The sequence below is a fragment of the Aeromonas sp. 62-46 genome (assembly GCF_001898585.1).
In the GTDB taxonomy this organism is placed as follows: domain Bacteria; phylum Pseudomonadota; class Gammaproteobacteria; order Enterobacterales; family Aeromonadaceae; genus Aeromonas; species Aeromonas caviae.
Genome location: NZ_MKUI01000004.1, coordinates 21,467 through 37,610 on the forward strand (window position 1 = coordinate 21,467; position 16,144 = coordinate 37,610).

The 16,144-nt window shown below is 59.7% G+C and carries 10 protein-coding genes; 3 read left to right on the top strand and 7 right to left on the bottom strand.

Going from position 1 to position 16,144, the window contains the following annotated elements:
* Nucleotides 1-37: 37 nt before the first annotated feature.
* The 4 genes from fliD to flaA form a co-directional block, all read right to left on the bottom strand.
* Nucleotides 38-1,426: a flagellar filament capping protein FliD gene (gene fliD, locus BGO64_RS01135; protein WP_041212814.1), complete on the bottom strand. Its 1,389-nt coding sequence runs from the start codon at nt 1,424-1,426 to the stop codon at nt 38-40.
* A 30-nt stretch (nt 1,427-1,456) separates the two neighbouring features.
* Complete coding sequence (locus BGO64_RS01140; RefSeq protein ID WP_286700024.1) at nt 1,457-1,873, bottom strand: flagellar protein FlaG; 417 nt, start codon at nt 1,871-1,873, stop codon at nt 1,457-1,459.
* Nucleotides 1,874-1,905: 32 nt separating this feature from the next.
* Nucleotides 1,906-2,844 carry a flagellin B gene (flaB, locus tag BGO64_RS01145; protein WP_041212812.1) on the bottom strand — a complete coding sequence of 313 codons (939 nt, stop codon included), beginning with the start codon at nt 2,842-2,844 and terminating at the stop codon, nt 1,906-1,908.
* A gap of 621 nt (nt 2,845-3,465) precedes the next feature.
* Complete coding sequence (flaA, locus tag BGO64_RS01150; protein WP_045525415.1) at nt 3,466-4,410, bottom strand: flagellin A; 945 nt, start codon at nt 4,408-4,410, stop codon at nt 3,466-3,468.
* Between the two features lie 382 nt (nt 4,411-4,792).
* On the opposite strand from flaA, the gene BGO64_RS01155 reads away from it, so the two are divergent.
* Both BGO64_RS01155 and BGO64_RS01160 read left to right on the top strand, forming a co-directional pair.
* Nucleotides 4,793-5,425, top strand: coding sequence for a trimeric intracellular cation channel family protein (locus BGO64_RS01155; RefSeq protein ID WP_041212810.1), 633 nt, complete (start codon nt 4,793-4,795; stop codon nt 5,423-5,425).
* Nucleotides 5,426-5,526: 101 nt separating this feature from the next.
* Nucleotides 5,527-5,919 carry a hypothetical protein gene (locus BGO64_RS01160; protein ID WP_039038657.1) on the top strand — a complete coding sequence of 131 codons (393 nt, stop codon included), beginning with the start codon at nt 5,527-5,529 and terminating at the stop codon, nt 5,917-5,919.
* Between the two features lie 75 nt (nt 5,920-5,994).
* On the opposite strand, the gene thiI is transcribed toward BGO64_RS01160, so the two are convergent.
* On the bottom strand, nt 5,995-7,443 hold the full coding sequence (gene thiI, locus BGO64_RS01165) for a tRNA uracil 4-sulfurtransferase ThiI (protein ID WP_039038656.1): 1,449 nt from the start codon (nt 7,441-7,443) through the stop codon (nt 5,995-5,997).
* A 164-nt stretch (nt 7,444-7,607) separates the two neighbouring features.
* Here thiI and BGO64_RS01170 point away from each other — a divergent pair, with 164 nt between their 5' ends.
* The gene (locus BGO64_RS01170; RefSeq protein WP_286700025.1) at nt 7,608-8,567 is read left to right on the top strand and encodes a hypothetical protein; all 960 of its coding nucleotides are present in this window, start codon (nt 7,608-7,610) and stop codon (nt 8,565-8,567) included.
* A gap of 88 nt (nt 8,568-8,655) precedes the next feature.
* Here BGO64_RS01170 and pbpC read toward each other — a convergent pair whose 3' ends face one another.
* Complete coding sequence (gene pbpC / locus BGO64_RS01175) at nt 8,656-10,977, bottom strand: penicillin-binding protein 1C (RefSeq protein WP_286700078.1); 2,322 nt, start codon at nt 10,975-10,977, stop codon at nt 8,656-8,658.
* 52 nt (nt 10,978-11,029) lie between these two features.
* Nucleotides 11,030-15,874: an alpha-2-macroglobulin family protein gene (locus tag BGO64_RS01180; protein ID WP_286700026.1), complete on the bottom strand. Its 4,845-nt coding sequence runs from the start codon at nt 15,872-15,874 to the stop codon at nt 11,030-11,032.
* Nucleotides 15,875-16,144 lie beyond the last annotated feature (270 nt).

Below are 16,144 nucleotides of genomic sequence, written 5' to 3' on the forward strand. Positions count from 1 at the left end.
GATGTATCCTCCTCACTCGGAATCGCCAAAATAAAAATCAAGATGATGAGTTTGAGGTATTAATCAGGCTCAAATAAGATGCAGACTGGTTCATTTTGGCAAGTAGAGTATCAAGACCACCATAACGAGCACGTAAACTAGCCTCATATTTCACTAACTGGGCTGATGCATCTGACTCTTTCTGTGCTAAAGAGCGTAAGTCTGTATTAAGGGAGTCTTCTCGTTGAGCAAGTAATCCACCTGTTTTCGAATAATCTTCGAGAGATGTTGCCAGTTGACCGGCAACCCCTTTCTCACCACCGAAAATGGCTACTACCTGTTCAAAGTTTTTATCTAGCGCCTCATCAAACTTTTCGCTATCAAGAGAGAGAACCCCCTTGTTGTCCATCTTTATCCCAAGCTGGAAGATTGTATCGAATACGTTCGAATTCTCAGACGGGGTGATAAGGATGCTACTCATCTGATTGATCACACTGCGTGTTACTGAATCCCCGGCCAAGGCACCACCATCATCCTGGCTTTCACCTGCCACGATGCTATTACGCTTCCCTAATCCGTCAGCCTTACTCACCAATGTGTTGTAACCATCGATGAAGCTCTTGATCATGGATTTGATGCCATCTTTATCCGTGGTGACATCAACCTTATTTGACTTTGCATTACCATCAGTGTCTTTGTCTGATTCACGCAGCACGGTGACCTTTAGCCCCATGATAGTGCCATCAAAAGTATTGGTATCACTGCTGAGCACACTACCATCAACGGTTATTTCTGCATTACTGGCACTTTGGGTTTTGGTAAGAGAGGAAGCAAAACTGCTCACGCCTGCAGTACTACCCGTAATCTGTAGATCTTTTCCGGTACCACTGACTCCTGAATCCATTACCAGCTTGGCCTTGCCATCCGCTGTATTGATGATATTCGCAGTCAATCCAAAATTATCGCCATTATTATTGATTTTCTTTCGAATGGTTTGCAGCGAATCACCTGCTTTGACTTCTACATTGAACTTTTTGTCCCCTGCGGTAAAAGTCAGAGTACCGTCTTCCGTTGCAAGCGCTGTGGTCGAACTGTCAAAAGTTCCCTCGAATTTGCTGGTTGTCGCCAATTTATTGACAGTGATATTGTACTGGCCATTTGATGCACCAGCCTTGCTCTCCACTTTGAGAATGGGGTTGTCTTTATCTTGAGTAATATTGACGGCTCGCTTGTTGAATGCATCCGTCTTCGCCATATCTTTGAGAGTCGTGACATAGGAGGCAATCGCAGATTTCAATTGACCGACCCCGGAGAGCGTTATCTGGGCATTGGTCTTTTTGGTCGTGATTGGCTGCTGGAGCTGTGCCTTTCTGGCATTCAAACTGGCAGAGATCACACTCTCCAGATCGATACCGGACCCTGCGCCAGCAGATGTTATCGTTGCCATTGTCTGTTCTCCTCACTAGTCATTAACAGCTCATATCTCACTATCAAACAACAAACCGACTCTGGGATTGGCGCCAGCCTCACCTTGCACCAAAGCCTGGATCCGCTTGTTGATAGCAATGAGTTCTTCGCTGGGGATCTGACGGATCACCCTCCTGGTATCGGCATCAACTACCTTGATAACCACTTGCTCCAGCTCCTTCTCCATACTGAAATTTACAGTCCACCCCTGTTGTTGAACAAAGTCTTGCAAGTTTTGTACCTGCTTGGCAAGTTCTGTCGCACTTTGCGGTATTGGGTGAGCACTCTCATTTTTTTCCTGCTGCCCGCCGTTTTTTGCCTCCTCAGCCGTACCAGAAAGTAATTGAGCGGCCACTTGGCCGCTCTTGTCACTTAGCTGTACGGAAGCACCACTGGCAGATGACAGATTTGCGAGTTCAGTTGTCATCTCTTATCTCCCATCTCAATCCAGCTACATGCTTAGCCAAGCAGGGACAGCGCAGACTGCGGTCGCTGATTAGCTTGTGCCAAAATGCTGGACGCAGCCTGTTGCAGAATATTCTGCTTGGTCATGTTGGCTGTCTCGGTCGCAAAGTCCGCATCACGAATACGGGAGCGTGCAGCACTCAGGTTTTCAGAGATATTGGACTGGTTGCGGATGGTTGAATCAAAGCGGTTTTGTACTGCCCCCAATTCAGCCCGTTTGCTGTCTACCACCTGGATCATCTTGTCCAGGTTGGCAAATGCCAGTTGCGCATTGGAATCGGTAGAGCCAGAAATGTCACTGATTCCCGACCAATCTACTGTAATAGTGTTCGATGTCGCTGCAGTAACAATCCAAGCATCTGCTGTAGTACTGGCAGCAGTGTTGGTTGCGCGAGCAATTGTCGCGCTGCCTTTAGTGGCGCTAGCAATACCTGACATGGTAAAAGCTGTGGTCATCTTGAAGGAAATGGTCTGGCCAGCATCGGCGCCAACTTGGAAAGAGCCCTTGTAGCCACCATCCAGCAACTTCTGGCCCCCAAAGGTGGTATCCCCTGCAATCCGGTTAATTTCTGTGGTCAGTTGCTTGTACTCGGCCTGCAACGCATCCCTATCATCTTTGTTATTAGACCCATTTGCAGACTGCTGAGCCAAAGTCCGCATCCGCTGCAACATGGAGGTTACTTCATCCATGGCTCCCTCGGCAGTCTGAGCGACCGAGATACCATCGTTGGCGTTGCGGTTACCCTGATCCAGACCATTGACCTGAGAAGTCAAACGGTTGGAGATTTGCAGACCCGCAGCATCGTCCTTGGCGCTGTTGATGCGCAGGCCGGAGGCCAGACGGGTATAGGAAGTATCCAGCGATTTGTTGGTGTTCATCAAGTTACGCTGAGCGTTCAGTGATGAAGTGTTGGTATTGATATACATGGCCATAAAAATTATCTCCTGATGAACAAGAAACTGCGGGCTCTGTTTGCATCTATACAGCCAGGGACCCACCGTTCAGACGGACAGATTGAACGGTCTGTACCATCTGGCGGGTCCTCTGTTTGAACAGACACAGGACCCGCAGTTGCGCAAATGCTGGATTTCCGAACACCCCTCAATTTGCTTCATACTCTGTAACGGCATCTCTACCAGAAGCTTTAGGAAATTTATTGCCGCTTTCACCGGTAAAGAGGCAAGCGCTCTCCGCTTGCGATGAGAACGACAGAGCACAGCTCCTATCCCTCCGCTAACTACCATACGTATTGGCAGAGCATTTCAAGCACATTAAGTTGGCACATTTTGTGCTGTGTGTTATGTGACGTCGCTTTTCCGACGCCCATAAAAAAGGCCGACAATGTCGGCCAAAGAAGAGCTTACGCTCAGGAGAACAACCTCGAAGGTGACAGAGTGAACGATCTGCGCAACACTCGAGGGGTATACCAATAAGAGAACTTCTCTTTCGATAGAACAAGGCGTAAATCCGAACACCCCATTGTTCCATCTTGTTACCAGGGCGGCCTGAACAACCGCCCTTTTCTTTTCTTACACTTTCTACACTGAGTCGGCTTAGCCTTGCAGCAGAGAAAGAGCAGACTGCGGGCGCTGATTGGCCTGGGACAAGATACTGGAAGCCGCCTGTTGCAGAATGTTCTGCTTGGTCATGTTGGCGGTCTCGGTTGCAAAATCTGCGTCGCGGATACGGGAGCGGGCAGCACTTACGTTTTCCGAAATATTGGATTGGTTGCGGATTGTTGAGTCAAACCGGTTCTGTACAGCACCCAGCTCAGCCCGCTTGCTATCCACCACCTGAATCATCTTGTCCAGGTTGGCAAATGCCAACTGCGCATTGGAATCGGTTGAGCCGGAAATATCACTGATTGCCGACCAATCTACTGTAATAGTGTTCGATGTCGCTGCAGTAACAACCCAAGCATCTCCAATTGTACTTGCGGCAGTAGTATTGGTTGCTTGAGCAATCGTCGCACTCCCTTTAGTAACGCTGGCAATACCAGACATCGTAAATGCAGTGGTCATTTTGAAGGAGATGGTCTGACCTGCATCTGCGCCAACCTGGAAGGTGCCCTTATACCCCCCAGACAAGAGCTTCTGACCCCCAAAAGTGGTATCGTTGGCAACACGGTTGATCTCGGTAGAAAGCTGCTTGTATTCTGCCTGCAGAGCATCTCTGTCATCTTTGTTATTAGAGCCATTGGCTGACTGCTGAGCCAGTGTCCGCATCCGTTGCAACATGGAGGTCACTTCATCCATGGCCCCTTCCGCGGTTTGGGCAACTGAGATGCCGTCGTTGGCGTTGCGGTTGCCCTGGTCCAGACCGTTGATCTGGGAGGTCAGACGGTTGGAGATCTGCAGACCTGCCGCATCGTCCTTGGCGCTGTTGATGCGCAGGCCGGAGGCCAGACGGGTGTAGGAGGTATCCAGGGATTTGGTGCTGTTCATCATGTTACGCTGAGCGTTGAGCGATGAAACGTTGGTATTGATATACAGACTCATGATTTTTCTCCTAAGCTATTAAAATTTAACTTTAATTCACTCAGGCTTTATTGTGTTTTGTGCCTGATATGTTTAGTTAACGGCGCCTTTTCACAAGACTTTAATTTCTTTTTTCTGCCTTTATGGCAGTAATCGCCGCCTAACCTATATATCGGCCTCTATTCCCTTCCCTTGAGAAAAAAATCGGGATTTTTTGTCACCTGACAGCCCGCCCCCCGAGCCATAGTGCCCACAGCCCGCATCAGACAAGGCGGGAGCGTGATATTCACCCAGCCTTCAGAAACCGGCGCTGGCTCCCACTTTTGCACGCCAGCATTGCTCATCCCCACACCTTGCCCCTAAAATCGCCGCCCCATCATCTATTGGACGTGAGTTGTTCTCCATGCAGACACTGGTTGAGCAGATTGTTTACATCAGCGACATGTTTGGTACTGCGGTATTCGCGTTTTCGGGCGTACTGGTGGCCGGCCGTCTCAGGATGGACGGTTTCGGTGTCATGGTGCTGGCGGCGGTCACCGCCATCGGGGGCGGCACCATCCGCGACATGATCCTGGGGGCAACCCCCGTCTTCTGGGTGCGCGACCCCCTCTATATCTGGGTGGTCATTGCCACGGCACTCATCGGCATGTGGATGGTCAAACTGCCCCGTCGCATGCCCTGGTACGTGCTGCCGGTGGCGGACGCCTTCGGGTTGGCGCTCTTTACCGTGATCGGGGCACAAAAAGCCCTCAACTTTGGTACATCTGGGCTTATCGCCGTATTGATGGGCACCATGACAGGGGTCGCTGGGGGCATGATAAGGGACGTGCTGGCCCGGGAAGTGCCCATGGTGCTGCAAAAGGAGATCTACGCCACCGCCTGCATTCTGGGCGGCATCCTCTATACCTTGTCGCTGGAGGTCGGGGTAGACAGGGTCAGCGCCATGCTCATCAGCATGCTGGGGGTGTTTGGTCTGCGGGTGGCGGCCATCTACTGGCACCTCTCCCTGCCCACCTTCTCGCTGCAGCGCAACTGAGAAGCCTCAGAGTGGGCGAGATCCCATCCCGGCAGGGACAAGATTGAACCAAGTCGGCTTTTCTGTTGTCATACAGGGGTCGTTTCAAGCCGGAAAACCTCATGCAAAAACTTGGGCTCATTACCACGCTTGTTCTGATGATGGTGGCAGCGGCTCATGCGGGGGCACAGGCCCTGTTCGGGCGTCTGGCATCCACCCCGGTACAGCAGTTCAACCAGCAGATCCGTCAGGCGAGCAGCAGTCAGCAAGGCTGGGTCAACGACTATCGCGAAGTGGCTCGCCGCTTCGTCGGCCATAAAGATGTACCCACCCGTATCCATGCTCAACAGCTGGACAACGATCTGGTGCTCTCGGTGGCTCTTGATGGCCAGCGTAGCGACATGCTCTACATCCTGACCCTGTTTCGCAGCAACAACCTGTGGCAGATGCGTCAGGCCGAGATGGGCTGGCGCTGTCAGGGTCAGGAAACCTTCACCCCGGTCCCCTGCCCCTGAGCGTCTACCTTCATCCGAGTGAAATAAAAAATCCGGCGCCTTGGCCGGATTTTTTATACGCGTCTTGCCGTCACATCACGGACGGTAGACCTTGACGTTGGCAAAGCCCTTCTCTTTCAGGTAAAGCGCCTGCAGTTTGCTCATCACGCCACGATCGCAATAGAGCAGGTAGGTCTTCTCTTTCGGCAGGTCACCAAAGGCGGTGGCCAGCTTGAAGAAGGGGATATGCATAATCTCGCGCCCTTCCACCACCAGCGGCTTGTCGTCATGCTCCTCCATGGAGCGAATGTCCAGGATCACCTCGTCGTCACCGCTCTCGGCGGTGGTCTCCACCTCCTGCACCTCGGCGGCGGTCTCTTCACCGATGCGACGAATGTCGAGGTAACGGGCCTCGGCCACCACCTTGTCCAGAATGGCAAAGTCGAAGTTCTCCTCTTCCGCCTCGATGCGGGAGAGCTCGGCCTTCACGGTCGGCTTCTTGGAAATCACGCCGCAATACTCCGGCATGGTCTCCGCGAACTCCAGGGTACCGATGCGGCGGGCTTCGCTGATGATGTCCGGCTTGTCCCAGGTGATGAGCGGGCGCAGGATCACCTTGTCGGTCACCCGGTCGATGACGTTCAGGTTGGTGAGGGTCTGGCTGGAAACCTGACCAACGCACTCGCCGGTCACCAGGGCCGGGATCTGGAACTCGTCGGCCACCTTGGCAGCGGCACGCATCATCATCCGCTTGAGCACCACCCCCATCTGGCCGTTGTCGATCTTCTCGAGGATCTCGGCCACCACGGGCTCGAAGTCCACCGCGGTGAAGCGCACCCGGTGGGAGGAGCCGAAACGGTTCCACAGGTGATAGGCCACCTGCTTGACGCCGATCTCGTGAGCCGCCCCACCCAGATTGAAGAAGCAGTAGTGCACCCGGCAGCCACGCTTGATGAACTGGAAGGAGGCGACACCCGAGTCAAACCCGCCGGAGAGCAAGCTCAGCACATCTTCCTGGGTGGCGATGGGCATGCCGCTCAGCCCCTGGTGGATGGCGCTGACGATGAAAAGCTCCTCGCCATCGATCTCGAGGTTGATCTTCACATCCGGGTTCTTGAGGCGCACACCGTTGCTCACGCAGTGCTGGTTCAGACCGCCGCCCACGTAACGTTCAATCTCCAGCGAGGAGAATTCGTGTTTGCCGTGGCGCTTGGCACGCACGCAGAAGGTCTTGCCCTCGAGCTGATCACCCCAGACGGCTTTCACCTGCTCGAAGATGTCGTGCAGGTCGGTAAACTTGCTGGCCTGCACCTCGAGGAAGGCCTGAATGCCGGGGATGCAGGCCAGGGCTTCGATGGCCTGCTCGCGGAACTGGTCATTGCGGGAGCTCACGATCAGCTTGTCCCAATCCATCCGCACCCGGGCATCGTCGTCGAAGCGGCGCAGGACATTGCGGATATTGCCCTGCAGGATCTTGATAAAACGCTGGCGAACCGACTTGCTCTTGATGGTGATTTCAGGGAACAACTTGATAATGAACTTCATGGTAATGACTCGGGTGGCCTTGATTTAAGGGCGCGAATTATATCAGAACTTTGTGACCAGCGCCTACTGCATGAGCGGCTGCTCACATTCCCCCACGCAAAGTTTGCCGCATCCGGGCAATCATGCGTATATTCCCACCCCTGCATCCTGGCAACACAGCATTCATGAAAACCCATATCTACTACCCCGGCATGGAGGTACGCGACGAGCTCTGGCTCAAGTTTGCCCTGCTCTATCTGGAGCGGCTCGCCTTCGTCTTCACCGTTAGTGAGAAGAGTGGTCTCACCGCCCTGCTGGAGACCCTGCGCCAGCAAACCGACCTGCTGGCCGAGCCGCCACAACCCGCCTTCTTCGCCCATATCACGCCCCAGGTGGAGAGCCAGATTGCCGGCCTGGTCGCCCCCGATTTTGTCCGCCACAAGGTGTTTGGCAACAGAGAGCTCATCGCCCGCTGGCGTTCAGCCCCCAACCACGACTGCTTCTGCCCGGTTCAGGCGGGACTGGAGCGGCTGCACGGGTTTTGTCTGACCCACGGCTTTGCGACGCAGGATGAAGGGGGGATCAGAATGGCGCGCCGCTTTGCCAACCTGCTCTCCATGCGCCTCGCCCGTGAGTGGGCACTCGCCAATGACGGGGCGCTTATTACCGATCACGACTATCTGGATCGGCTGCTCCATCTGCTCGAATCCCGCTACCACAACCGGGGCGGCCAGGACTGCTTCCACCTCGAGATCCCGCTGCAAGTGCCCACTCACCTGGCCGACATCCCGTTTGCAGAGCTCATTGCCCTGCGGGGGAGAAGCGGCTTTCGTCAGCAGCTCGCCGAGCTCCATCAGGCCCTCGATGCCCTGCTCGCCATGCTGGGCAGCGGCTACGCCGAACCCGCCGTGTTGACCCGCTTCGAGCAGGCCCAGCAGGGGTTCACACCCTTGCTGGGACCCGAGACCGTCACCCTGCCGCTCACCACGCTCGTCAGTACTGGCTTACCGGCCATGGCGATGATCCACCACCTCAAGGGGAGTCACCCACAGAGCGACCTGGTGTTTCATCCCATCAAGAAGAGCCACTTCCACCAGCGCAAGAGCCGGCATTTCTTCACCCGGCTGGGGCAGGTCAAGCCCTGACTCCCCGCCTCTGCCGGGGAATCGACAATCAACTGACGGCATCGGGACCATCACCGATGCCGTCAATATTCTGGCGCTCACCACGCCCTCAGGAGGGGTTTTCCAGCCGAAACTCGATGCGATCGCTGTTTCCCGCCTCATCCACCACCACCAGCTGATAGCGGCCCGCCTTGCTCACTACTTGATCCCCGTCCCAGCGCAGCCGCTGGCCGTTGAGAAACCATGCCGGCTTTCCGACACCGCCGAGCACCCTGGGCTGCAACCGATAGCGCTGACTGCGGATAAGGTTGCCCTCCCCCAGTGCCAGGATGCGGATGGGGGCCTGCTGCTCGGCGCTCTGCCCCTCCCCCGCGCAGCCCCTGGCAAGCAGCGCCTGACGCCGCTCGCCCGGTGAGCGCCATGGCTCCAGCGACAGCGGCCAGAGCGCTCTAAAAGCGGATTGTGCCGCATCGTGGCAGCGGGTCAGCGTCGGCTTGCCGTCGACAGTGAGCGCAACCTGGCGCAGCGGCGAGGGCCAATCCATGGGATCCGGCAAGGTGGGAGGGTCGCGCCCTTCCAGCAACCAGGCGCTCTGATGCTGCAAACAGGCCTCAGGCAGGGTCGAGCTCATTTTGCGCCCCAAGGGCCAGCAGATCTCGGCTTCGCTCACCGTGTTGGGTTGTGCTGGCAGGGGGCTGTTGTCCGAGAGCCGCGAATAGACAGAGAGCAGCAGTGGCACTGCCGCACTCTGTCCATAAAAGCCGGGCATGGGGGTGCCGTCGGGGCGCCCCAGCCAGACGCCGATGGTCCAGCGACCGGAGACCCCCATGGCCCAGCTGTCGCGATAGCCATAGCTGGTGCCGGTCTTCCAGGCCAGTCGGTTGACCCGGCCGGTCGCCTCGCTGGCAAAGGGCTGATCCGCGCGCCCCTGGGCGCTCAATATCTGCCAGATGATCCAGGCGGCCCCCGGACTCAGCAAGGGGCGCGACACCGCCTGCTGCCCCGCCAGCCAGACCGGCATCGCTACCTGCCCCTGCCGGGTCAGCGAGCTGTAGAGCGCCACCAGCTGCTCGAGCCGAATGCCCGCTGCCCCCAGCGCAATGGCCGGATTGGGCTTGTCGGAGAGGGCCAGCCTCACCCCGGCGTTGTCGAGACGGCTGACCAGTTTGTCCGGCCCCAGCGCCTCCAGCACCTGCACCGCCGGCACGTTGAGGGATTGCTGCAGCGCCTGAGCGAGGGTCACCGGCCCCTGAAAGGCGCCGGAAAAGTTGGCGGGGCGATACTCCGAGCCCAGCCTTGGTGCATCGGAGAGCAGAGAGGCCGAGTGCACCAACCCCTCGTCCATCGCCAGACCGTAGATGAAGGGCTTGAGCGTAGAGCCGGGAGAGCGGATCGCCTGCACCATGTCGAGGTAACCGTGGCGACGCAGATTGCCATACTCGGCGCTGCCCACATAGGCGCGCACCGCCATGGTCCTGTTGTCGACCAGGAGCAACGCCGCTGAGGTCTGCTCGGGGAAGCGGCGGATATAGCTCGCCACCCGCCCCTCCAGCCAGCGCTGCAGATCCCCGTCGATGGTGGTATGCACCAGGGCCCCGGCCTGATGGTCGGCGGCGAGGCGGGCAAAGAGCGGCGCCTCCATCGGCGTGAAGTGACCGCGAGCCAGCACCGGCTCGATACGCCCCTCCTGCCACACCTGTTCGGGCCAAACGCCCTGTGCCACCAGCCGCTGCATCACCTTGTCGCGGGCGGTGCGGGCCCGCTCGGGATGCCTGTCCGGCCGGTTGCGGCTGGGGGCCTGGGGCAGCACTGCCAAGAGCGCCGCCTCGGCATGGGTCAGCTTGGCGGCGCTCTTGCCGAGATAGGCAAAACTTGCCGCCTGCACCCCCTCCAGATTGCCGCCAAACGGCGCCCGGTTCAGATAGACGGTGAGCAGGGTGCGCTTGTCATGGTGCCACTCCAGTTGCAGCGCACGGGCCATCTGGCGCAGCTTGCCGGGCACGCTCCTGTGGTAGGGCTCGATAAGACGCGCCACCTGCATGGTGAGGGTCGAGCCCCCCGACACGGCGCGCCCGTAACGCAGCCACTGCCAGACCCCGCGCACCATGGCCACCGGATTGACTCCGGGATGACGCCAGAAATGGCGATCCTCGTAGCCGAGCAGCGCCTCGATATAGCGGGGGGAAACCTGCTCCAGGGTCACGGGGTAACGCCACACGCCGCTGGTATCGGCAAAGGCGCGCAGCGGTCGCCCCTTCATGTCGAGCACCACCCGTGCGTAGGCCGGGTCGAGTGGCGGCGGCGGGAAGAGTCGATCCAGCGCCAGCAATGACAAAAGCAGTGCCACAACCCCCAGCACCGAGTAGCGCAGCCAGCGTGGCAGACGGCCAAGCCGGTGGCGGCAAATGCGGCCACCGTGACACAGTCGCAGCCAGCCGCACCGCCAGAAAGTGAGCGGGCGAACCCGCTCAAGGGAGGGTTTGTTACTCAGAGATGATCACCTCGTGGATATCCTCACCCACAGCCCGCAGCTCGGGGCGGTACATATCCTCCACCTGGGTCGGCGGCACCTGATAGCGACCCGGCGTCACCGCCCGCATCAGGTAGACCAGTTGCTGGTTGCTCCCGGCGCTCAGATCCAGCGCCGCCGTGTAGCGGTCATCGCGAAACTCCTGATGATTGAGGTAGTCGTTCCACTCGCTCTGCCACGCTGGTTTCCCCTCGATGGAGAGCTCTTCGAGCTTGATGCTGGTGCCAAGGGCCGGATTCTCCAGCTCGAAGCCGGCGGGCACCATCTCCACCAGCAGGGCATCGGGCACCGCCGATTCACTGCTGACATTGAGCCGCACCACCACCAGATCGCCGACCTTCACCTTGGTCGGGTCAAAACGCTGACCGTCGCTGTTGAACCAGCTGCGGGTCACGCTTATCCCCTGACTCAATCTGGTAGGAGCCTGTTCGGGGTAGCCGACCAGGGTGCGCTGCACATAGAGGGATCCCTTGCCCTCGTTGGTGACGGTGCTCGCCGCCAGTGCCTCGGGGGCACCCTGCTGCAGCGGAACCGAACCGCTCAGGGATCCACTGCCAAGAGAGGAGGTCACCCTGGCCTGCCAGTCGACGGCCGGATCGACGCGGGCGAGTCGCAGCAGGGCGAGTCGCTCCTGGGTGCTGAGCCACTGACGGTGAGCCAGGGTATCGGCCACCTTGGCACTGAGGGCCGGCCAGCGCTCCGCAGCCAGCTTGTGCTGGCGCAGCAGGGAGAGCTCAAGGGCCTGATCGCGCAGCGGCGAACCGTAATCCCCGAGATAGTCGTCCCCGCGCTCGGTCGCCAATGCCCGACTGAGGGCCTTGGCGGCGTTCTGCTCATCCCCCATGGCCGAGAGCGCCAGCGAGAGGTGCAAGAGCGGCAAGCCGGAGCGGGCATGATCGGCCTGCTGCTCCCAGATAAGGCGCAGGGTAGCGAGCGGCGCCTTGCCCACCCGGGCCAGCACATAGGCACTGTAGGCCTGATAGGCCAGCCGGCTGTGCTCGGGGGCACTGCTCCAGCGCTCACCATACTGACTGTCGGTGAGATAGCTTTGCAGCCGGTTCAAAGCCTGATTGAGCATCGCCTCCGGCACGGCGTCGCCCGCTTCCTTGCGCGCCAGCAGGTAGTCGGCGGCATAGGCGGTGAGCCACTGCTCCTCGTCGGAGCGACCATCCCACAGGCCAAAGCCGCCGCTTGGCAGTTGCAACCGTTGCAGCCGTTGCAGCAGGGCGCGTTGCACATCCGCCTCGCTCGCCGGTTTGTTGCCCTGTGCGGGTTTGCTCCAGGCGGTGCGCTCATCCGCCGTGGTCAGCAAGTAAGGCCAGGCACGGGACAGGGTCTGCTCCAGACAGGCATAGGGGTAGTCGGCCAGCGCCTGCCACTGGGCTGCCGGATCCCAGGGGGGAGTGCCGGAGAGGCTGAGCAGCCCCTGCAGATTGGCACGATCCAGCCCGGTCAGCTCAGCTGGCGCAAAAGCCATCTCTTGGCCGGGAGCCAGCATCTGGTAGCGCTGGCGAGTCTCGGCAGGCCAGGGGGAACGCAGCGGCAAAGTCCAGTCGCGGCTGATGGCAAAATCCTTGCCGCTGGCAGCCAACTGCAGGCTTGCCACGCCGCTCGCCCCAGTCACGGTGAGCGGCAGGGTCAGCCACTGCTCCTCGCCATTTTTAAGGGAAAGGGTGCCGGGCAGCTCGCCGTTTGCTTTCAGCCCGCCGTTGAGGGTCCAGGCAAGGGAGAGCGTCTGATCCTCACCGCTCATATTGCGCAGCTGCACCAACGCCCGGGTCTCATCCCCTCTGGCGCCAAAGCGCGGCCAGCCGATCTCGGCCACCAGGGGCGCCACTACCTTGACGGCGCGCTCGGCCTCACCGACCTGCTGTTCGTTCCAGGCCAGCGCCATCAGCGCCAGCTCGCCGTTGAAGTTGGGCAGATCGAGCGGGATCACCGCCTTGCCCTGCTCGTCAAAACTCACCTCGCCGCTCCAGAGCGCAGCTATCTCGACTCGGCTCTCCAGCGCGCCGCCCTTTTTCAGCGGCGCCCGGTCACCCCCATAGTTGAGGCGGGCCAGCTTGCCATCTTGCGGCGGGATCACCTGACCGTAGTTATCGAACAAATCTTGCGCGAAGCGCTTGCGACCAAAGAAGATCTCGAACGGGTCGAGCGGCTGATAATCGCTGATGTTGAGCACACCCCGATCCACCGCCGCCAGCACCACACGGCCCTGACTGTTGGGGGTGGAGGTGGCGGTCACTTCCAGCCGGGTGAGCGGCACCGCTTTGTCCGGCGCGCTCAGGGTGAGCGGAAGACGGCGCGCTTCCCGGTCCAGGGTGAGCGGCACCAGCCCGACCGAGCGCAGGCTCTGCACACTCTTTTGGCTCACCGGCTTTGAGTCACTGTCTGGCGCGGCGATCTGGGCCGAGATATGCAGGTCATGGCGCTGCCACTCGGGGCTGACCGGGATCTCGAATTCGCCTCGGGCATCCTTGGCATCGTTGCCGGCCCCCTTGAGCTCGATACGCTGCCACCAGCGCAGGCCGTCGCCATCTTCCACCATCAGCAACCCCTTGCCGGGGCGCGGCGCCACCAGGGTCACTTTGGCCTTGTCGCCCGCCTGATAGGCGCGTTTGTCGAGGGTGATGGCAATCTTGTCGGGCCGCGCCTGCTCCCCACCGCCGCCCCAGGCGTAACTACCTATCTCCACCCGCAGGCTGGATTGATGGCCCTGACTGTTCTCCACCTCCAACCGATACCAGCCCGCCGCCAGTTGCAGCGTGAGCGGGGTCGGCCCCTTGCCATCCAGCTGCAGGGTCTGCTCCTGCTCCAGATAGGGCTGGCTGTTGAATTCGTACTTCCACCCCTCCCCATCGGCGTAGTGCCAGTAGTAGTCGCGGTACTCGTTGATGAGGCGCACCTTCACCGCCCCCGCCACCGGCTGGCCTTGCTTATCGAGGTTGAGGATCTGGAAGGGGAGCGGCTTGCCCCCCTCTACCCGCTCCGCTACGAAATCGGCCTTGAGTGCCGGCCACTGGCTGTCTGCGGGCCAGCCATACTGGGTGCGGCTGCGATTGACGGCGCGGCCACCGGGTTCGGAGAGCGACACCCGATAAGCCACCTCCAGCGGCCCGAGACCGCGCACCCCATCGAGCTCATCAGCAAGCGAAAATGTCCCCTGCCCCTGCGCATCCAGGGTGAGATTCAGCGGCTCAAGATCCTTGGCCTGCTCGGCGAGCAGCACATCACCCAGAGTGAACTCCTGCCACTGGGTAAAGGGCATGGTGGCGCGGCTGATTTTCACCTCCGCCTTGGCCTTGGTGGCGCTCGCAGGTGCGCCGTAGAGATAGTCCCCTTGCAGTGGCAGCGTCAGGGCGGCGTCCAGACTCGTCACTTCCCCATCCGGCCCCTTGCCAAGCTGCAGTTTCAGCCGCTCCGGCAGAAACTCCTCCACCAGAAAAGGCCACTCGAAGCGGCTGCCGGCGGCGGTCTTGAGGTTGATGGTCCAGCGCCCGAGCGGCGCATCATCCGGCAAACGCAGGCCGTAGTGGGCCGCGCCAAGATTGTCCGGCAGCAGGCGCTTTTGTTCGAGCAGCTGACCGTCCGGCTGCTTCACCTCCAGCTCTACCGCCATGCCCGGCAGCAGCTGGCCATCTTGTCCTTTAAGCAGGATTTCGCTGTCGAGCCGCTCGCCGGGGCGATAGAGATCGCGCCCGCTAAAGAGATACAACTGCTGGGCCTGCCAGGGCTGGGTGCCGAGATCGAAGGTGGAGAGATCGAGGGCCGCGCCATCGAGGCGCAGCACCGCCAGATGCTTGCCCTGCTCGGCCAGCAGCAGGCGAGCCCCCTGCACCTGATCGAAACGGCGATGACCTTGGGGGTCGGTGGTTTGCACCTGCAGCCGGTTGCCCTTCTCGTCGAGCAGGGAGAGCTGCACATCCTTGAGCGGGTCGGCGCTGGCCAGGGAGCTCACGAACACCTCCAGCTCATCGCGGTAACGGCGGGCACTGAGCCCCATGTCGCTCACCGCAAAGTAGGTGGTCTCCTTGCGCCAGTCGTAGTTGCCAAGGGGCGACATCACCGCAAAGTAGACGCCAGCCTCCGCCAGCTGCGGCTCCTTCACATTGATGAGGCGGGTCTCGCGCCGGTTGGCATCGAGCTCCAGCGCATAGCGGCCGCTGAATACCCGCTTGGCCCGCTTGGTGATCTGCTCAAGCTCCCAGTTGCCCATGCCGGCACCGGGGCGATACTCGGCCAGAAAACGGGGCAGATACTCCGCATCGACCCGGAAGAAGTCGATATTGATCTCGTCCACATTGACCGCGCTGATGGGCAGGCGCAGCTCGTCGCGCAGCGGCAACACCATGCCGCTCGCGGTAAACGACGCCCCCGCCTCCAGCGGCCGGGTCTTGAGGGTCCAGCGCTGGGGGGATGGGCCCAGCCCCGACTTGAGGCTCACCTCGTAGCGCTTGTCGGGCTGAACGTTCGGGAAATAGAGGGTGCGGCCATCGTCGGCGAGAATCCACTCCCCCTGCACCTGCTTGCCCCCTTCACTGACCCCGAGCCAACTCTGCCAGTTTGCCTTGGGCACCAATGGACCGGAGAAGACCAGCGCCAGCGCCGGGGCATCGCGGTATTGGCGTGCATTGGCCTGCACCACGGAGGCGGGCGCTCCTGCCTCCTGCCGGGCAGTGGATTCGGTGGTCGGTACCTGGTTGACAGGCTTGTCGGGGCCGCAACCAGCCAGCAGCAGCGCCGCCAGCCAGGCCACACGGGGAAGACGAGTCACGGGGCAGGAGAGAGAGAGGTGCATGGTGTTCATCCCGGGTTGGATCGCCGCAGCGCAGGAGCCAATAGAATAAAGCGTCACTCCCGGGAACACCAACTGCCATATCGGGCGGCATCGGCCAACAGAGATGGGCACATCGCCTCGGACGGGAGCGCGACGCCCCGTGAACCGCGAGGTTTATTCGAGACCCTGCATGCGATGTCCTGTTCCATGAAAGAGGATTGTCGTGATTTTCTGAACCCAGGCTAAACCGGGCACCACTGTTCACTTGTGCGTGATCGGGCCATTCATTAT